The organism is Mycobacterium sp. NS-7484, from assembly GCF_001953975.1.
GTDB lineage: Bacteria > Actinomycetota > Actinomycetes > Mycobacteriales > Mycobacteriaceae > Mycobacterium.
In genome coordinates, this window is sequence record NZ_MBEJ01000119.1 from 1 (window position 1) to 15,770 (window position 15,770).

The 15,770-nt window shown below is 66.9% G+C and carries 17 protein-coding genes; 12 read left to right on the forward strand and 5 right to left on the reverse strand.

All coding sequences use genetic code 11. The features are described 5' to 3' along the window. The 3 genes from A5733_RS21145 to A5733_RS21155 form a co-directional block, all read left to right on the forward strand. Positions 1 to 815, forward strand: an 815-nt coding sequence (locus A5733_RS21145; protein WP_233152753.1) for a hypothetical protein, incomplete at its 5' end; no start/stop codon positions are given. An 80-nt stretch (positions 816 to 895) separates the two neighbouring features. Beyond that, positions 896 to 1,654, forward strand: a complete 759-nt coding sequence (locus A5733_RS21150; protein ID WP_083666365.1) for an RDD family protein — start codon at positions 896 to 898, stop codon at positions 1,652 to 1,654. 12 nt (positions 1,655 to 1,666) lie between these two features. Then, the gene (locus tag A5733_RS21155; protein ID WP_076241551.1) at positions 1,667 to 2,824 is read left to right on the forward strand and encodes a cystathionine gamma-synthase; all 1,158 of its coding nucleotides are present in this window, start codon (positions 1,667 to 1,669) and stop codon (positions 2,822 to 2,824) included. A gap of 72 nt (positions 2,825 to 2,896) precedes the next feature. On the opposite strand, the gene A5733_RS21160 is transcribed toward A5733_RS21155, so the two are convergent. From A5733_RS21160 to A5733_RS21170, 3 genes are all read right to left on the reverse strand, one after another. Continuing rightward, positions 2,897 to 3,568 carry a GPP34 family phosphoprotein gene (locus A5733_RS21160; protein WP_067771719.1) on the reverse strand — a complete coding sequence of 224 codons (672 nt, stop codon included), beginning with the start codon at positions 3,566 to 3,568 and terminating at the stop codon, positions 2,897 to 2,899. 35 nt (positions 3,569 to 3,603) lie between these two features. Beyond that, on the reverse strand, positions 3,604 to 4,098 hold the full coding sequence (gene greA, locus A5733_RS21165) for a transcription elongation factor GreA (protein ID WP_067771722.1): 495 nt from the start codon (positions 4,096 to 4,098) through the stop codon (positions 3,604 to 3,606). Between the two features lie 238 nt (positions 4,099 to 4,336). Continuing rightward, positions 4,337 to 4,759, reverse strand: coding sequence for a DUF4307 domain-containing protein (locus A5733_RS21170; protein WP_076241552.1), 423 nt, complete (start codon positions 4,757 to 4,759; stop codon positions 4,337 to 4,339). A gap of 115 nt (positions 4,760 to 4,874) precedes the next feature. On the opposite strand from A5733_RS21170, the gene mca reads away from it, so the two are divergent. From mca to A5733_RS21190, 4 genes are read left to right on the forward strand one after another with little or no spacing between them, the layout of a single operon-like run. Further along, on the forward strand, positions 4,875 to 5,741 hold the full coding sequence (gene mca, locus A5733_RS21175; protein WP_076241553.1) for a mycothiol conjugate amidase Mca: 867 nt from the start codon (positions 4,875 to 4,877) through the stop codon (positions 5,739 to 5,741). After that, the gene (locus A5733_RS21180; RefSeq protein ID WP_067771731.1) at positions 5,738 to 6,049 is read left to right on the forward strand and encodes a hypothetical protein; all 312 of its coding nucleotides are present in this window, start codon (positions 5,738 to 5,740) and stop codon (positions 6,047 to 6,049) included. The genes mca and A5733_RS21180 overlap by 4 nt, the downstream gene beginning before the upstream one ends. Then, complete coding sequence (locus A5733_RS21185; RefSeq protein ID WP_076241554.1) at positions 6,030 to 8,039, forward strand: thioredoxin domain-containing protein; 2,010 nt, start codon at positions 6,030 to 6,032, stop codon at positions 8,037 to 8,039. Before A5733_RS21180 ends, A5733_RS21185 begins: the two co-directional genes overlap by 20 nt. A gap of 10 nt (positions 8,040 to 8,049) precedes the next feature. After that, complete coding sequence (locus A5733_RS21190) at positions 8,050 to 8,424, forward strand: nuclear transport factor 2 family protein (protein WP_067771739.1); 375 nt, start codon at positions 8,050 to 8,052, stop codon at positions 8,422 to 8,424. Position 8,425: 1 nt separating this feature from the next. Here the strand turns inward: A5733_RS21190 and A5733_RS21195 are convergent, their stop codons facing one another. Next, positions 8,426 to 9,169 carry a hemolysin III family protein gene (locus A5733_RS21195; protein WP_067771742.1) on the reverse strand — a complete coding sequence of 248 codons (744 nt, stop codon included), beginning with the start codon at positions 9,167 to 9,169 and terminating at the stop codon, positions 8,426 to 8,428. Positions 9,170 to 9,226: 57 nt separating this feature from the next. Here A5733_RS21195 and A5733_RS21200 point away from each other — a divergent pair, with 57 nt between their 5' ends. The 4 genes from A5733_RS21200 (at position 9,227) to A5733_RS21215 (ending at position 13,544) form a co-directional block, all read left to right on the forward strand. Continuing rightward, positions 9,227 to 10,018 (forward strand): (2Z,6E)-farnesyl diphosphate synthase, encoded by a 792-nt coding sequence (locus A5733_RS21200; RefSeq protein ID WP_067771745.1) that lies wholly within the window; start codon positions 9,227 to 9,229, stop codon positions 10,016 to 10,018. Between the two features lie 15 nt (positions 10,019 to 10,033). Continuing rightward, the gene (locus tag A5733_RS21205) at positions 10,034 to 11,404 is read left to right on the forward strand and encodes a hypothetical protein (protein WP_076241555.1); all 1,371 of its coding nucleotides are present in this window, start codon (positions 10,034 to 10,036) and stop codon (positions 11,402 to 11,404) included. Positions 11,405 to 11,548: 144 nt separating this feature from the next. Further along, positions 11,549 to 11,947 carry a hypothetical protein gene (locus tag A5733_RS21210; protein ID WP_076241556.1) on the forward strand — a complete coding sequence of 133 codons (399 nt, stop codon included), beginning with the start codon at positions 11,549 to 11,551 and terminating at the stop codon, positions 11,945 to 11,947. A gap of 136 nt (positions 11,948 to 12,083) precedes the next feature. After that, on the forward strand, positions 12,084 to 13,544 hold the full coding sequence (locus tag A5733_RS21215; RefSeq protein WP_076241557.1) for a SidA/IucD/PvdA family monooxygenase: 1,461 nt from the start codon (positions 12,084 to 12,086) through the stop codon (positions 13,542 to 13,544). On the opposite strand, the gene coaA is transcribed toward A5733_RS21215, so the two are convergent. Continuing rightward, positions 13,541 to 14,479: a type I pantothenate kinase gene (coaA, locus tag A5733_RS21220; protein ID WP_067771756.1), complete on the reverse strand. Its 939-nt coding sequence runs from the start codon at positions 14,477 to 14,479 to the stop codon at positions 13,541 to 13,543. The two genes, A5733_RS21215 and coaA, sit on opposite strands and share 4 nt — an antisense overlap. 30 nt (positions 14,480 to 14,509) lie before the next feature. Between coaA and A5733_RS21225 the strand changes: the two genes are divergently transcribed. Continuing rightward, the gene (locus A5733_RS21225; protein WP_198938910.1) at positions 14,510 to 15,742 is read left to right on the forward strand and encodes a DUF885 domain-containing protein; all 1,233 of its coding nucleotides are present in this window, start codon (positions 14,510 to 14,512) and stop codon (positions 15,740 to 15,742) included. The last annotated feature ends 28 nt before the right edge of the window (positions 15,743 to 15,770 follow it).

Below are 15,770 nucleotides of genomic sequence, written 5' to 3' on the forward strand. Positions count from 1 at the left end.
TACGAGACAGGGGCGGTGCTTACCCACCCCCGCCTCCACCGCAGGGCGGTGGATTCCCGCCCCCGGGTTACCCGGCGCCCGGCGGATATCCCGCTCCCGGCTACCCGCCGGCCGGCGCGCCCAGCTTCGGCGGTGCGCCCTACAGCGTGGGTGACGCGTTCTCCTGGGCCTGGAACAAGTTCAGCAAGCATCCCGCCGAGGTGCTTGTGCCGACCCTGGTCTTCGGGCTGATCTACGTTGTGTTGCAGGTCGTCTTCCGGATGATCGAGGCGCCGTTCACCGAGGTGGAAGGTGAAGACGGCTCCTACAGCTTCTCGATGGGCGGCGCCGGAATCCTGGTCTCGCTGATCGTCATGCTCGTGGGCGTGGTGATCGGCGCGGTGATCCAGTCGGCCTACATCGGCGGAATGCTCGACATCGCCAACGGCACGCCGGTGACCATCGGATCCTTCTTCCGGCCACGCAACGTCGGCAACGTCGTCGTCGCCTCGGTGGTGTCCTCGGTCATCATCGGCATCGGCGTCGTCTTGTGCGTCATCCCCGGCATCATCGCCTCGATCATGTTGATGTTCACCACGGTGGCGGTGCTGGATCGCAATCTCTCCGGTATCGAGGCCGTCAAGGCGAGCTTCGAGCTGTCCAAGGCCAACTTCGGGCCGGTCGCCCTGACGTGGCTCGTGGTCCTCGTCGTGGGCTTGGTCGGCACCCTGCTGTGTGGCATCGGCCTGCTGGTGGCGTACCCGTTGCTGTCGCTGATCACTGTGTATGCCTGGCGCCGGCTCAACGGCGCTCAGCTGGCCCCGCTGACCCCGTAGTTCGACCGCTTCGACGCCCACGGCGCGTACGGCAGAAATGCCTGCGTCGTGGGCGTCGTGCCGCGTGACATCATTTGCACATGACTCAGCCGCCAGGCCCCGGATATGCCCCCGGTCCCAACACGTCGAACCCGTACCCCAACCCGTATCCCCATGCGGGCCAGGGCAATCCATATGGCCCCGGGCCCACCGGCCATCCGGCACCCCCGCAGATGCCGTACTCGCCGGCCGGCGCCACCGGCTACCCGCCGCCGGCTCCGGCGCCCTACCCGCCGGCGTACCCGTCACCGCAGTGGAACCCGAACCAGCCTGTGCCGAACCCGAACGCCTACACCTCATGGCTGGATCGGGCGCTGGCCTATGTGATCGACCAGGTTCCGGTCTTCGGGATCTTGTTCGTCGGGTACGGCATTCTCATGGGCATCGTGGCGGCCGCCACGTCCTCCGGCGAGCCCTCCGACGGAGTCGTCGCACTGATAGTCCTGGCGACGCTGGCGCTGTTCGCGGCGACGCTCGCGTTCCCGGTGTGGAACTACGGCTACCGCCAGGGCAAGACCGGTCAGAGCATCGGCAAGCAGGTGATGAAGTTCAAGGTGATCAGCGAGAAGACCGGCCAGCCGATCGGATTCGGCATGTCACTGCTCCGACAGGTGGCCCACTTCGTCGACAGCATCTTCTACATCGGCTATCTGATGCCGCTGTGGGACAACAAGCGCCAGACCATCGCCGACAAATTGGTGGCCACCGTGTGCGTCCCGGCCCCCGTCACCGCTCCCGCGCCTCCGGTATTTCCCGGGCCACAGGGCGCTCCCAACCCGTACGGGTATCCGCCCCGATAGGCTCGTCACGTTATGAGTGAACAGCGCAGGTGGCACGGTCTGGCCACAAAAGCCATCCACGCCGGTTACCGACCCGACCCGGGCACCGGAGCCGTCAACACCCCGATCTATGCCAGCTCGACCTTCGCGCAGGACGGCGTCGGTGGGCTCCGCGGCGGCTTCGAGTACGCCCGCACCGGAAACCCCACCCGCCAGGCGCTGGAGGCAGCACTGGCGGCGGTCGAGGAGGCCGCCTACGGGCGGGCCTTCGCCTCGGGCATGGCCGCCACGGACTGTGCGCTGCGGGCGGTGCTGCGGCCCGGTGACCACGTGGTGATCCCCGACGACGCCTACGGCGGCACCTTCCGGCTCATCGACAAGGTGTTCTCGCAGTGGCAGGTCACGCACACCCCGGTGCCGCTGAGTGACCTGGATGCGGTGCGCTCGGCGCTCACCCCGCGGACCCGGCTGATCTGGGTGGAGACCCCGACCAACCCGTTGCTGAACGTGGCCGATATCGCCGGGATCGTGCAGATCGCGTCGTCCTCGGGGGTGAAGGTGTTGGTGGACAACACCTTTGCCTCCCCGGCGCTGCAGCAGCCGCTGCTGCTCGGGGCGGACATCGTGTTGCACTCGACCACCAAGTACATCGGTGGGCACTCGGATGTGGTGGGCGGCGCGCTGCTGACCAACGACGAGGAACTCGACGCGGCATTCGCCTTCCTGCAGAACGGCGCCGGGGCCGTGCCGGGGCCGTTCGATGCGTATCTGACCATGCGCGGGCTCAAGACCCTGGTGCTGCGAATGCGTCAGCACAGCGAAAATGCCGCGCTGATCGCCGAATTCCTCGACGGGCATCCGGCCGTGGAAACGGTGCTCTATCCCGGCCTGGACAGCCACCCCAACCATGATGTGGCGGCGCGTCAGATGTCCGGTTTCGGCGGCATGGTCAGCCTGCGACTGCGCGGCGGGCCGGATGCGGCACGTGAATTGTGCTCGCGCACCGAGCTTTTCATTCTTGCCGAGTCGCTCGGTGGGGTGGAATCGTTGATCGAATACCCGGGTGCGATGACCCACGCCTCGACCGCCGGCTCACAGCTTGAAGTGCCCGACGACCTGGTGCGGCTGTCGGTGGGCATCGAGCATGCGGCCGACCTGCTGGCCGACCTGGAGCAGGCCCTCGGCCACTGACGCCGAGCAGACGTAAACCCGTACCTTTTCGCCAGAAAAGCTACGGGTTTACGTCTGCTCGCGGAAGAAAAGTCAGGACATCAGGGCCGGGCGTAACGCCGACGTCGTCACCGCCAGATTCATCTCCGGCAGCGCCGACGCGGTCTCGTCCACCCAGCTGCCGGTGGCGATCTCGGTGGACCGGGCGTGCACCCAGCGCCAGCCCCGGTCGTTGAGGCTCAACACCGCCCCTAAGCCGTCGACGGCGTGCAGCAGGCAGATGATCGCGGCGATGGCCGGTACCGGATTGTGGCCGTCGAACAAAGCGGCCAGCAACGCCGCCCGCGCCTGGCTGACCCGCTCGCGATTGGTCAGCGGCCAGCAGTACACCGGGCGGCCCGGAAAACCCTTGCCGGGCATGCGGACGCGCCGGATCTGCCCGACGCGTTCCAGCTGCTGTTCCAGAGTGCTCTGGGTGTACCGGCCCAGTTTGGCCAGCGCCGTCTCCGGCGCCAGCGGTCGACGTTGCAGTACGTGGAACGCCGCGTCGCCGACCGGGTCGGCGGGCCAATCACCGCTCAGGGCGATCAGCCGGCCCGCCTCGACGGGCTCGTCGGCCATGGCCGGGCGAATCCGGCAGGCGTAGGCCAGGTCGAGCAGGACGGCCGCGCTGAGCACTTTCTCCCTGCGACGACGGTCCAGCCCGGGTTGTGCGGCGGCGTTGTCCAGCAAAAGCAGGAACAGGTCTTCGGCGATTTGCGCCATTTCCCCGACTGTAGTGCTTACCCCCGGGGCGCCCGTCAGGCGTGGTAGGGCTCAGCGCTGATCAGGGTGACCTTGACGGTGCTGCCGTTGGGCACGGTGTAGGTGCGCGACTCGCCGACCTTGGCGTCGATCAAAGCGCTGCCCAGCGGTGAGTTGGGGGAGTAGACCTCCAGCTTGCCGTCGCTGATGCCTTCCTGGCGGGTGGCGATCAGGAACGTCTCGGTGTCCTTCTTGTCGTCGTCGTAATACACCTTGACGACCGAACCGGGCAGTGCGACGCCGGACTGCTTGGGAGCCTCGCCGACCTTGGCGTTGTTGAGCAGCTCCTGGAGCTGACGGATCCGAGCCTCCTGCTGGCCCTGCTCCTCGCGGGCGGCGTGGTAGCCACCGTTCTCACGCAGGTCGCCCTCTTCGCGGCGATCGTTGATCTCGGCGGCGATCACCGGCCGGTTGGCGATCAGCTGATCCAGCTCCGCCTTCAACCGGTCGAATGCCTCCTGAGTGAGCCAGGTGACCTGAGTGTCGGTCATGTTCTCGTGCTCCTGTCTGTGTTGGTCCTGCGGCGCTCGCGCGCCCCCCTGTGTCCGAAGTCGGTCGTTTCCGGGCCGGAGGCATGCGCGTGTATTGCCGCAGACGCAAGCGCCTAACTGAGCGCTAATGCAGCAATACACGGCCCCAGCGAGGAACCGTGTATCGCACAATCGTACCACCGAGCGGCAGGCGAATCTTCATGTAATCGCAGTTCGGCGTTTGTTGCGCGCCGCAGAATCAGGGCGCTACCAGGTAAGACGGCACATCGGTACCGCAGCCGTAGACATCGCCGATCACGGGTGGCCGGCTCGATTTCACCTCCGCGGTCGCCTGCACCACCCGCTGATCGGATGGGCCGACCAGAAACTCGCGCCGTCCGGTTTCGCTTCCGTCGATCGAGCGGGCCCGCACGATGCACACCACGGGGATCGACGGGTCCGGCCGGGTCACCCCGATCGTCACCGACACCGTCTGGTTGTCGATCAGTTCATAGGCGCTGAGCTCGCCCTTCACCTCGCCGCTGCCCAACCGCTGGTAGGCCACGAGCGCAAGGACCACACCGGCCGCCACCACCAGGGCGACCAGGGCGAACGTGATCCAGCGCCGGGTCCGGCGGCTCATTTGGCGGGATCCGTAGCGGGCGGCAGGGCGTTCGATCATCAGAACTGGAACTATAGGTCGAGACAAGTTGGTTCCCGAGCCCAGGCAACGTCTGGACGTCGAGGCTTGGGCAGCGGGCATAGGTAAGAGGACGCCGTAGTTAGATGAAAGCGACATGAGTGAACTGCGGTTGATGGCGGTACATGCGCACCCGGACGACGAGTCCAGCAAGGGTGCGGCGACCACCGCGCGCTATGCGGCCGAGGGAGCGCGCGTCATGGTCGTGACGCTGACCGGTGGCGAGCGCGGTGACATCCTGAACCCGGCGATGGATCTACCCGAGGTGCATGGCCGGATCCACGAGGTGCGCCGGGACGAGATGGCGAAAGCCGCCGAGATCCTCGGCGTCGAGCATCACTGGCTCGGGTTCGTCGACTCGGGCCTGCCCGAGGGTGACCCGTTGCCCGACCTGCCGGAAGGCTGTTTCGCGCTGGTTCCGCTGGACGAGCCGGTGCACCGGCTCGTGCGGGTGATCCGTGAATTCCGGCCGCACGTGCTGACCACCTACGACGAGAACGGCGGCTACCCGCACCCTGACCACATCCGCTGCCACCAGGTGTCGGTGGCGGCGTACGAGGCGGCCGCCGACTACCGGCTCTACCCCGATGCGGGGCAGCCGTGGAGCGTGTCGAAGCTGTACTACAACCACGGCTTCCTGCGTCAGCGCATGCAGCTGCTGCAGGACGAGTTCGCCAAGAACGGTCAGCAGGGTCCCTTCGCCAAATGGCTCGAGCATTGGGACCCCGATCACGACATATTCGCCAATCGGGTCACCACCCGTGTTGAATGCTCGGAGTACTTCAGTCAGCGTGACGACGCGCTGCGCGCACACGCGACCCAGATCGACCCGAAGGGCGACTTCTTCCATGCGCCGATCGAGTGGCAGCAGCGGTTGTGGCCGACTGAGGAGTTCGAGTTGGCGCGGTCGCGCGTGCCGGTGAAGTTGCCGGAAGACGACCTGTTCACCGGGATTGAGAGATGATCGACACCTTCACCGCAGTGATCACACTGCTCGCCGACGAGCCGCGTAACACCGGCCCGGAGTTCGGCAAGGCGACGCCGCTGGGTCTGCTGATCACGGTGGCGCTGCTGATCGGCACGTTCGCTCTGGTCTGGTCGATGAACCGGCACCTGCGCAAGCTTCCCGAGTCCTTCGACCCGCAGCACCCCGAGCCCGACCAGGCCGCCGACGAGGGCACCGCCGACGGCTCGGTGGACAGTTCCCTCGACCAAGCCCCCGATCACGCCCCGGATAGCCAGGGTCAGCCACGTGAGCCGGGTACCGGGTAACACGCTCGGCGGGTCCACCAGCCCGTACCTACGCCAGCACGCCGACAATCCGGTGCACTGGCGAGAGTGGACGCCCGAGGCGCTCGCAGAGGCCGCCGAACGGGACGTCCCGATCCTGCTGTCGATCGGATACGCGGCCTGCCACTGGTGCCATGTGATGGCCCATGAGTCGTTCGAGGATGACGACGTGGCAGCGGTGCTCAACGACGGATTCGTCTGCATCAAGGTCGACCGTGAGGAGCGTCCGGATCTGGACGCGGTGTACATGAACGCCACCGTCGCCCTGACCGGGCAGGGCGGCTGGCCGATGACCTGCTTCCTGACCCCCGACGGCCGGCCCTTCTTCTGTGGCACCTACTACCCCAAGCTCGGTTTCCTGCAACTGCTGGCCGCTGTCGCCGAGACCTGGCGCGACCGCCGCGACGAGGTCGAACGGGCCTCGGATCAGATCACCGCCGAGCTGCGGTCGATGTCGGCCGGGCTGCCCGGCGGGGAAGCGCCGGTGGCCCCCGAGCTGTGCAACCACGCGGTGGCCGCAGTGCTGAACGACGAGGATTCCGCAAACGGAGGATTCGGCGGAGCCCCCAAGTTTCCGCCCTCGGCCCTGCTGGAAGCGTTGCTGCGCCACCACGAACGCACCGGGTCGGTGGCCGCGTTGCAGGCCGTGCAGCGCACCTGCTCGGCGATGGCCCGCGGCGGTATCTATGACCAGCTGGCCGGTGGCTTCGCCCGCTACAGCGTCGACCCGCACTGGGTGGTGCCGCATTTCGAAAAGATGCTTTACGACAATGCGCTGTTGCTGCGGGCCTATGCGCACCTGGCGCGTCGCACGCAGGACCCATTGGCGCGCAAGATAACCCAGGAAACCGCCACGTTCGTGCTGTCGGACCTGGAGGCCGGTGGCATGTTCACCTCGGCATTGGACGCCGATGCCGGGGGACATGAGGGTTTGACCTATGTGTGGACCCCGGACGAACTGCGTTCTGTTCTGGGCGACGACGACGGCGCTTGGGCTGCTTCACTTTTCGGCGTGACGCCGGCCGGCACGTTCGAGCACGGGGCCTCGGTGCTGCAGCTGCGGCGCGATCCGGACGACGAAGCCCGCTTCGAGGCGGTACGCACGAAGTTGTCGGCCGCCCGCGCGCTGCGTCCCCAGCCGGCCCGCGACGACAAGGTGGTGACCGCCTGGAACGGCCTGGCCATCACAGCCCTGGCCGAGGCGTCGGTGGCGCTGAATCGGCCCGAATTCCTTTCTGCCGCAGAGCAATGCGCACGACGGATACTGGATCTGCACCTGGTGCACGGACGGCTGCGCCGGGCCAGCCTGGGTGGCCAGGTGGGCGACAGCGCGGCGATTCTGGAGGACCACGCGGCGCTGGCCACTGCGTTGCTGACGCTCTACCAGCTGACCGGGTTCGGGCTGGACGAGGCCACCGGCCTGCTGGACACCGCGCTGGACCATTTCGCCGATCCGGATCAGCCGGGTCGGTGGTTCGACACCGCCGACGATGCCGAGCAACTCATGGTTCGGCCGGCGGACCCGATCGACGGCGCGACGCCGTCAGGCGCGTCGCTGATCGCCGAGGCGCTACAGCTGGGCGGCCACCTGACCGGCTCACCGCGCTATCTCGATGCCGCACAAGCGACTTTGTCCTCCGCGACGCCGATCTTGGCGCGCGCGGCCCGCTCCGGCGGGCATTGGCTGGCGGTGGCCGAGGCCCAGGTGCGCGGGCCGATCCAGATCGCGGTGGCCGGTGAGGCGACCTCTGATCTCTTGGCCGCCGCACGCCGCATGGCACCCGGTGGGGCGATCGTGATCGGTGGCGCCCCCGGCTCTTCGGCGCTACTCAATGGACGCGATCGGGTGGACGGCGCCGACGCCGCATACGTCTGCCGCGGCACGGTGTGCGACCTGCCGGTGACGACGGTCGCCGAGCTCGCCATCTCACTGGGTGGTGAACTGCCGGACGGTTCAACCGGCGCCGTGTAGCCTCGCGGCCATGAGCCACGATGCCGCAGCCCTGGAATCCTTCGTCAAGCGTTACCTAGACACCGTTGCCGGTGGTTCCGCGGCCGAGGTCGCCGCGCTGTACGCCGACGACGCGACGCTGGAGGATCCGGTGGGCAGCGGTGAGGTGCACATCGGACGCCAGGCGATCGAGGGCTTCTACAAGAACCTCACCGCGGCAGGCGCCGCCATCACGACCGAGCTGCTGCAGTTCCGTCCGGGCGGCCATGAGGCGGCGTTCCTGTTTGCCATCAACGTCGGTGACGCGATGCGGATCGAGCCGATCGAGGTGATGACGTTCAACGCCGACGGCCAGATCACCGCGATGAAGGCATACTGGTCGGCCGCCGACGTCAAGCAGCTGTAGCTCAGAAGACGGCGAACCACATGGCGATGTAGTGGCAGATCGCCGCGACGGCCGTGCAGGCGTGGAAGAACTCGTGGTGACCGAACGTGGTCGGCCACGGGTTCGGCCACTTCAGCGCGTAGAGCACGCCGCCGATGCTGTAGAGCGCGCCGCCGACGATCAGCAACACCACCGCGGCCACGCCGGCGCCGTGCATGATCGGCCCGATGAACCAGGCCGCCACCCAGCCCAACAGGATGTACAGCGGGACCCCGAGCCAGCGCGGGGCTGACGGCCAGAACATCTTGAGCAACACGCCCGCGATCGCCCCGCCCCAGACGATCCAGAACAGCACCATGCCTTTGGACTCGGGCAGCGCCAACAGCGCGAACGGGGTGTAGCTGCCCGCGATGAAGATGAAGATCATCGAATGATCCAGGCGCTTCATCCATTTGCGGGCGTTCGCCGATTTCCAGTTCACCCGGTGGTACGTCCCGCTGACGGTGAACATCGCCACGATCGTGAAGGTGTAGAGCAGGGTGGCCAGCCCGGCGCGCAACGACTCCACCGACCAGGACACCGACACCAGGGCCGCGCCGGCGATGAATGCCACCACCGCCGAGTAGACGTGGATCCAGCCCCGTGCGCGTGGTTTGCCGAGGAACTGGGCGACACCTTCGGCGACGGCCTCGGGCAGGTCTTCGGCGGGCCGGCTCAACGCGGCGGCTGAGCGATACGGCTTGGTGCTACCGGTCGGCGCGGTCATGTCACCTCCATTGACAACACATGGTGTTCCCCGGTGCTCACAGTAGTCTGGGTTGTCGTGGACATCATTCCCCCGCGGCTCAAAGAACCGGCCTACCGGCTCTACGAGATGCGGTTGCGCCAGGAGCTGGCGCAGGCCAGATCCGAACTGCCCCGCCACATCGCCGTGTTGTGTGACGGCAATCGCCGCTGGGCACGTGACGCGGGTTACGACGATGTCAGCATCGGCTACCGGATGGGCGCCGCCAAGATCGCCGAGATGTTGCGCTGGTGCCAGGCCGCCGGCATCGAGATGACGACGGTGTATCTGCTCTCGACGGAGAACCTGCAGCGCGATCCCGAAGAGCTGGCCGCGCTGCTGGAGATCATCACCGACGTCGTCGAAGAGATCTGCGCCCCGACGAACACCTGGAGCGTGCGCACTGTCGGCGACCTCGAGCTGCTGGGCGAGGAGCCGGCCCGGCGACTGCGTGAGGCCGTCGAGAGCACCAACGGCCGGGACGGAAAGTTTCACGTCAACGTCGCCGTCGCCTACGGCGGGCGCCAGGAGATCGTCGACGCGGTGCGCTCGTTGTTGTCCAAGGAGCTGGCCAACGGCGCGTCCGCCGAGCAGCTCGTGGACGCCGTCACGGTCGACGGCATCTCGGAGAACCTGTACACCTCAGGCCAACCCGACCCCGATCTGGTCATTCGCACCTCCGGTGAGCAACGCCTGTCCGGATTCCTGTTGTGGCAGAGCGCATATTCGGAGATGTGGTTCACCGAGGCGTACTGGCCCGCCTTCCGCCGCGTCGACTTCCTGCGCGCCCTCCGCGATTACACCGCCCGGCATCGCCGGTTCGGCAAATAGTGCCACACTTGACCCATGGCTGCGCTGTCGGCGGTGGTCTTCACGCTCAGCTGGTGGCTGGGCCTCTACCTGCTGGCCCGAGACCCGCGTAAACCCGTCCTCGTCCTCGCCGCGATCGGGCTGACGAGTTTCGCCGTCGTCGTCGCGCTCGACGCGGTCCGGCTCGTCACCGGCTCGGAGATGCTCAGTCGCATCGAGATCTATCTGGTGGCGCTGCCGGGTATCGCCTGGTTCGCCGTGATGGTCGAACTCGCGCGCCCGGCGGACACCTTCCGCTCCCGTGTCGGGGAGATCGCGGCGATCTTCGCCGTCGCGGTCCTGGCGCTGGCCGGGGCGGCGATGGCGGGCAGCGTCGACGGCCCGCTGCGCACCGGGCACTGGGTGATGTTCGCGGTGATCTCGCTGTCGTCATTGGGCGCCATGGTCAAGGCCGTACTCGGTGGTGCCAAGCCCGGGTCGGTCGTCGGTTTCATCATCGTCGCCACGTTGTTCTTCGCGCTGGGCAACGCGATCCTGGTGATCCCGCTCGGGCTGGTGCCCAGCTGGCTGGCCCTGGCGTCGACGGGATTCGATGTCGCGCTGCTCGGGGTGGCCGTGGCGATCTGGGACGCCTTCGACGAGGGGCAGGCGGTGCGGGCGGACATGCGTCGCTCGATCATCGGCACCCTGGTGATCGCGGTGCCGTTCGCCGCGCAAGCCCTCATCGGGATGGTGGTGCTCGACGCGGGGACGGGCCACACCGTGCTGACCGTGCTGTTGTTCACCAGCCTGGCAGTCGCGGTGGCGGTGGAGGTGCTGGCCGATCCGCTGGCCGGGGTGCTCGACCGGCTGGCCTTCTCCCGGTCACCGGACCTGCGCGCCGACCGGGAGGCCCTGCGTCAGACCGAGGCGGCGCTGCCGCTGCGGGCCGGTCACCCGCTCGGTGACATCGACGACGACGCGTTCATCCGGCTCACCCGCCGCGCCCTCGGCCACTACGGTGATCTGTCCAAGCTCGTCGCCAGCCCGCTGACCGCGCTGCCCGCCATCGACGCCCGGCTGGCCCAGCGCGGGGCGCCGGATCAACCCCTGGAGCGGGCCAACGAGCTCAAGGCCCTGCTGGCCGATCGCATCGCCGCGCTCAAACCCCGCGACGGCGGCGACTTCGGCACCACCGAACAGTGGCGGCACTACAACTCGCTGTACTTCCCCTACGTCGTCGGGGTCCGCGCCTATGCGCAGAACGCCACCGCGGCCGGGCTCGACCCGGTGGCCCGCCAAGCCTGGCAGTGGTTCGTCACCGAGGTGCCGCAGCGCTCACTGCACAACTGGCAGAACGCCGCCGCGCGCGTGATCGCCGCGGATCTGCGCGGCGATCTGGCGGCCGTCGGCTCCGCCGCTCGGTAGGACCCCGAACCGCCGCTGACCTGCACTTGGCAGTGCTTGGCAGTGTTTGGCGTCGATCTGGCAGCGGCTGGTGAGCAAGGTCGGAGGTGTTCCACCGATCGACGTGAATGCACGACGAGTAATCACCACCAGAGAAGGAGATTCATGTCCGCCATCACCGCCACCCAGACCCAGACAGATTCGTTACTGCGCCTGGCCATGCGACTGGACGCCGTTCTCGTCGGGATCAGCGGCATCGCGCTGCTGGCCGCCGCCGGGTGGTTCGCTGATCTCACCGGCCTGCCCACGTCGGTCGAATACGGCGTCGGCATCTTCTCGGTCGTGTACGGCATCGCGGTGTTCGCCCTCGCCGGGATCGAACGGGTACGTCCCGCCGGCATCGGCACCGTGATCGCCAATGCCGCCTGCACCGTCATCGCTCTGGCCGCCGTCTTCACCATGACACTCACCACGGCCGGTGTGGTTGTCGTCATCGCCACCGGCCTCTACACGCTGGTGATGGCCGAACTGCAGTACGTGGGGGTCAAGCGGATTCCGGCCTGATTCTCGCCGACAGCAACACCCGGGGCCCGAGGCTCTGGGTGTTGCTCCCGTTGAAAGTCGGGTAGTGCACTACTCGTGGCGTGGCGATCTCTCGGACGCACACTGAACTCACGCGGCGATATCCGGGAGAATTGCGATGCCTTCAGAAGATTGCGATGTGTGCATTGTCGGTGCCGGCCTGTGCGGCTTGAACGCGCTGTTCGTGGCCAGCACCTACCTGAGACCTGATCAGAAGATCATCCTGATCGACCGTCGCCCTCGGGTCGGCGGCATGTGGGTGGATACGTATCCGTATGTGCGGCTGCATCAACCGCATCCCATGTTCACCGCAGGCAACATCAAGTGGACCCTGGGTCGCGAGCCCTCATATCTGGCCACCAAACCCGAGGTGCTCGACCATTTCAGCTACTGCCTGCAGCAGATCAAACAGCGGGTGCGCGTGGAGGAACGCTACGGCTGGGACTTCCAGTCCGCGGAGACGAGCGGCGGTGCCGTACAAGTCATCTGCCGTGACGGTGACGGGCAAACGCACACTCTCCGGACGGACAGATTGATCAAGGCCTACGGCGTGCGGGTGACGCCCAACGATGCTTTGGAGCTCTCCAGCGATCGGGTGCGGTCGGTGTCACCTGACTCATGTGACGTGCGCTCGGGGGAGATTCACGACAGCGACACCCCGGTGTGGGTGATCGGCAGCGGCAAGACCGCCATGGACACCGTGCACGCACTGATCACGTCGAGTCCGGGGCGCGAGGTGAACATGGTGGCGGGCTCGGGCACGTTCTTCGCCAGTCGGGATCGCTTTTTCCCGGCCGGTTCCCGGCGCTGGTCGGGCGGGACCTCGTTGACCAAGCTGTCCATCGAGATGACGCGGCTCTTCGACGGCACCAACGAGGACGAGGTTGCTCGGTGGTTCCGCTCGGCCTACGGCACCTGCCCGACACAGCAAGCCGATCATTATGTCGCCGGCGTCCTGTCGGAGGCCGAGAACACCGCCATCGTGGCGGGTCTGAACGACGTGGTGATGGACCACCTCGTCGACGTCGTCGACAGCAACGGTTCCGCCGATCTGGTGCTGCGCAGCGGGGCCAGAAAAGCCGTCACGCCGGGCAGTTGGATTGTGAACTGCACCGGGTACCTCGCCAACGGCGAGTATCCCTACGAGCCGTATGTCTGTGGCAACGGGTCGATTCTGTCGATCCAAATGCGTTCGGCCACCATGCATCTGACGTCATTTGCCGCCTACTTCGCGACACATCTGATGTTTCTGGGCAAGCTGAACACCGTCCCGCTCTATGAACTCGACCTGCAGGACCTTGCGCAGGAATCCAAGAAGGCGCTGGTGTATGCGATGTTCACGCTGGCTCAGTACAACCTGAGCCTCATCTCGGATGCCTTGCCGGTCAAGGTGTTCCGGGACTGCGGCCTGGACTTCAACCGGTGGTATCCGATGCCGCGACAGCTGATGGGCACTGCCCGGTTCATGGCGACCCATCACCGAGACCGCGAGCACTTGCGGCGCACTCTGGACACCGTGGCGGAGCGTTTCGATGTGCGGTGCGGTCCGCTGATCACAGCGCCGGCCGGAGTTGCCTAGAGCTTGCGCAGCCGCAACCGGTTGATCGAATGGTCGGCATCCTTGCGCAGCACCAGCGTGGCCCGCGGCCTGGTCGGCAGGATGTTCTCGATCAGGTTGGGCCGGTTGATGGAATGCCAGATGTCGCGGGCGGCGAAGACCGCCTGCTCATCGGTCAACGTCGAATAGTGGTGGAAGTGTGACGCCGGGTCGGCGAACGCCGTCGACCGCATGGTCAGGAACCGGGAGATGTACCACTTCTCGATGTCTTCGATGCGCGCATCGACATACACCGAGAAGTCGAACAGGTCCGAGATCATCAGGGCCGGACCGGTTTGCAGGACGTTGAGCCCCTCCAGGATGAGGATGTCCGGATGCCGGACCACCTGCTTCTCGGTGGGTACGATGTCGTAGAGCAGGTGTGAATAGACGGGGGCACAGGCTTCGTCGGCGCCGGCCTTGACCGCGGTGACGAACCGCATCAGCGCCCGCCGGTCATAGCTTTCCGGGAACCCTTTGCGATGCATCAGGTTCCGACGATGCAGTTCCTTGTTCGGGTAGAGGAAGCCGTCGGTGGTGACCAGGTCCACCCGGGGATGGTGGCCCCAGCGGGCCAGCAGGGCCTGCAGCACGCGGGCCGTGGTCGATTTGCCGACCGCCACACTGCCGGCGACGCCGATGACGAACGGCACCGGCCGGTCCGGATTCTGCTGCGGCTCACCGAGGAACTCCGCGGTGGCGGCGAACAACCGCTGCCGCGCGGCCACCTGCAGGTGGATCAACCGGGCCAGGGGAAGGTAGACCTCTTCGACCTCGAGGAGATCGAGCTTCTCGCCCATACCGCGCAGACGCAGCAGTTCATCCTCGTTGAGTTTCAGCGGTGTCGACATGCGCAAGGCACGCCATTGACTTCGGTCGAACTCCACATAGGGGCTCGGCTCGCTCGGCCGCGGCATTCGGTCAGTCTTACATCTACGGTTGTGGTCATGGCGAAGGGGATGGACTCCAGCACTCTGATCCGCGAATACCTACTGCTCGGTCTGCGCTTCGACCGGGTCGAGGAGGGCTATGTCGACTCGTTCACCGGAGACCCGCAGCTGCGCCGCGCGGTCGAGAACGAGCCCACGCCCGACCCTGCTGACCTGGCCCGTCAGGCCGACCGGTTGCTCGGCGAGATCCCCGACGACCTCGAGCGCGGCCGGGCCGAATACCTCGCGGCCCACCTGCGCGCGTTGAACTGTGCGGGCCGCAAGTTCGCCGGGGAAGACGTCGGTTTCGTCGACGAGGTGCAGGCCTACTTCGACGTCCGGATCGCCAAGGGAGACCCGGAAAAGTATCGGCAGGCCCACGCCAAACTCGACGAGGCGCTCGGCGGCACCGGCTCACTGGCCGAACGAATCCAGGCCCACCGCAGCGGCGACGAGATTCCGCCGGCCCGGCTCGAGGAGTGCATTCACGCCTTCTCCTCGGCCCTGCGGGACAAGGTGCGCGCCGCCTACCCGCTGCCCGAGACCGAGACCATCACCTACGAGGTGGTCACCGACAAACCCTGGTCGGGCTTCAACTATTACCTGGGTGACTACAAGTCCACCGTGGCCGTCAACGCCGATCTCAAACAACAGATGGCCAACCTGCCCCGGCTGGTGGCCCACGAGTCCTATCCCGGGCACCACACCGAGCACTGCCGCAAGGAGGCCGGGCTGGTGGCCCGGGACGGTCAGGCCGAACAGACGATCTTCCTCGTCAACACCCCGCAATGCCTGATGGCCGAGGGCCTGGCGGACCTGGCGTTGCATGCGATCGTCGGGGACGGGGCGAGCGAAGCGACGGGAAGCGGGCCAGGCTGGGGAGCCTGGGCCGCCGACATCTACGCCGACCTTGGGCTGCGGTTCGACGGTGAGCGCGCGGAAGCGATCTCCGAGGCGATGGCCGGGCTGGCCGACGTCCGCCAGGACGCCGCACTGATGCTGCACGACGAGCATCGCGACGTCGACGAGGTGGTGGAATTCCTCAAGCGGTGGCTGTTGATCAACGACGAGCGGGCCCGCCAGACGTTGCGCTTTTTGTCCTCGCCGTTGTGGCGGGCGTACACCACCACCTACATCGAGGGTTACCGCCTGCTGCGCGGCTGGCTGGATGCCCGGCCCGAGGGCGTGACGCTGACCGAGCGTTTCGGTCGGCTGCTCGACGAGCCACTGATCCCGTCGACGTTGCGCTGAAACCCACGGACAGCCCCCGGGAACCGGG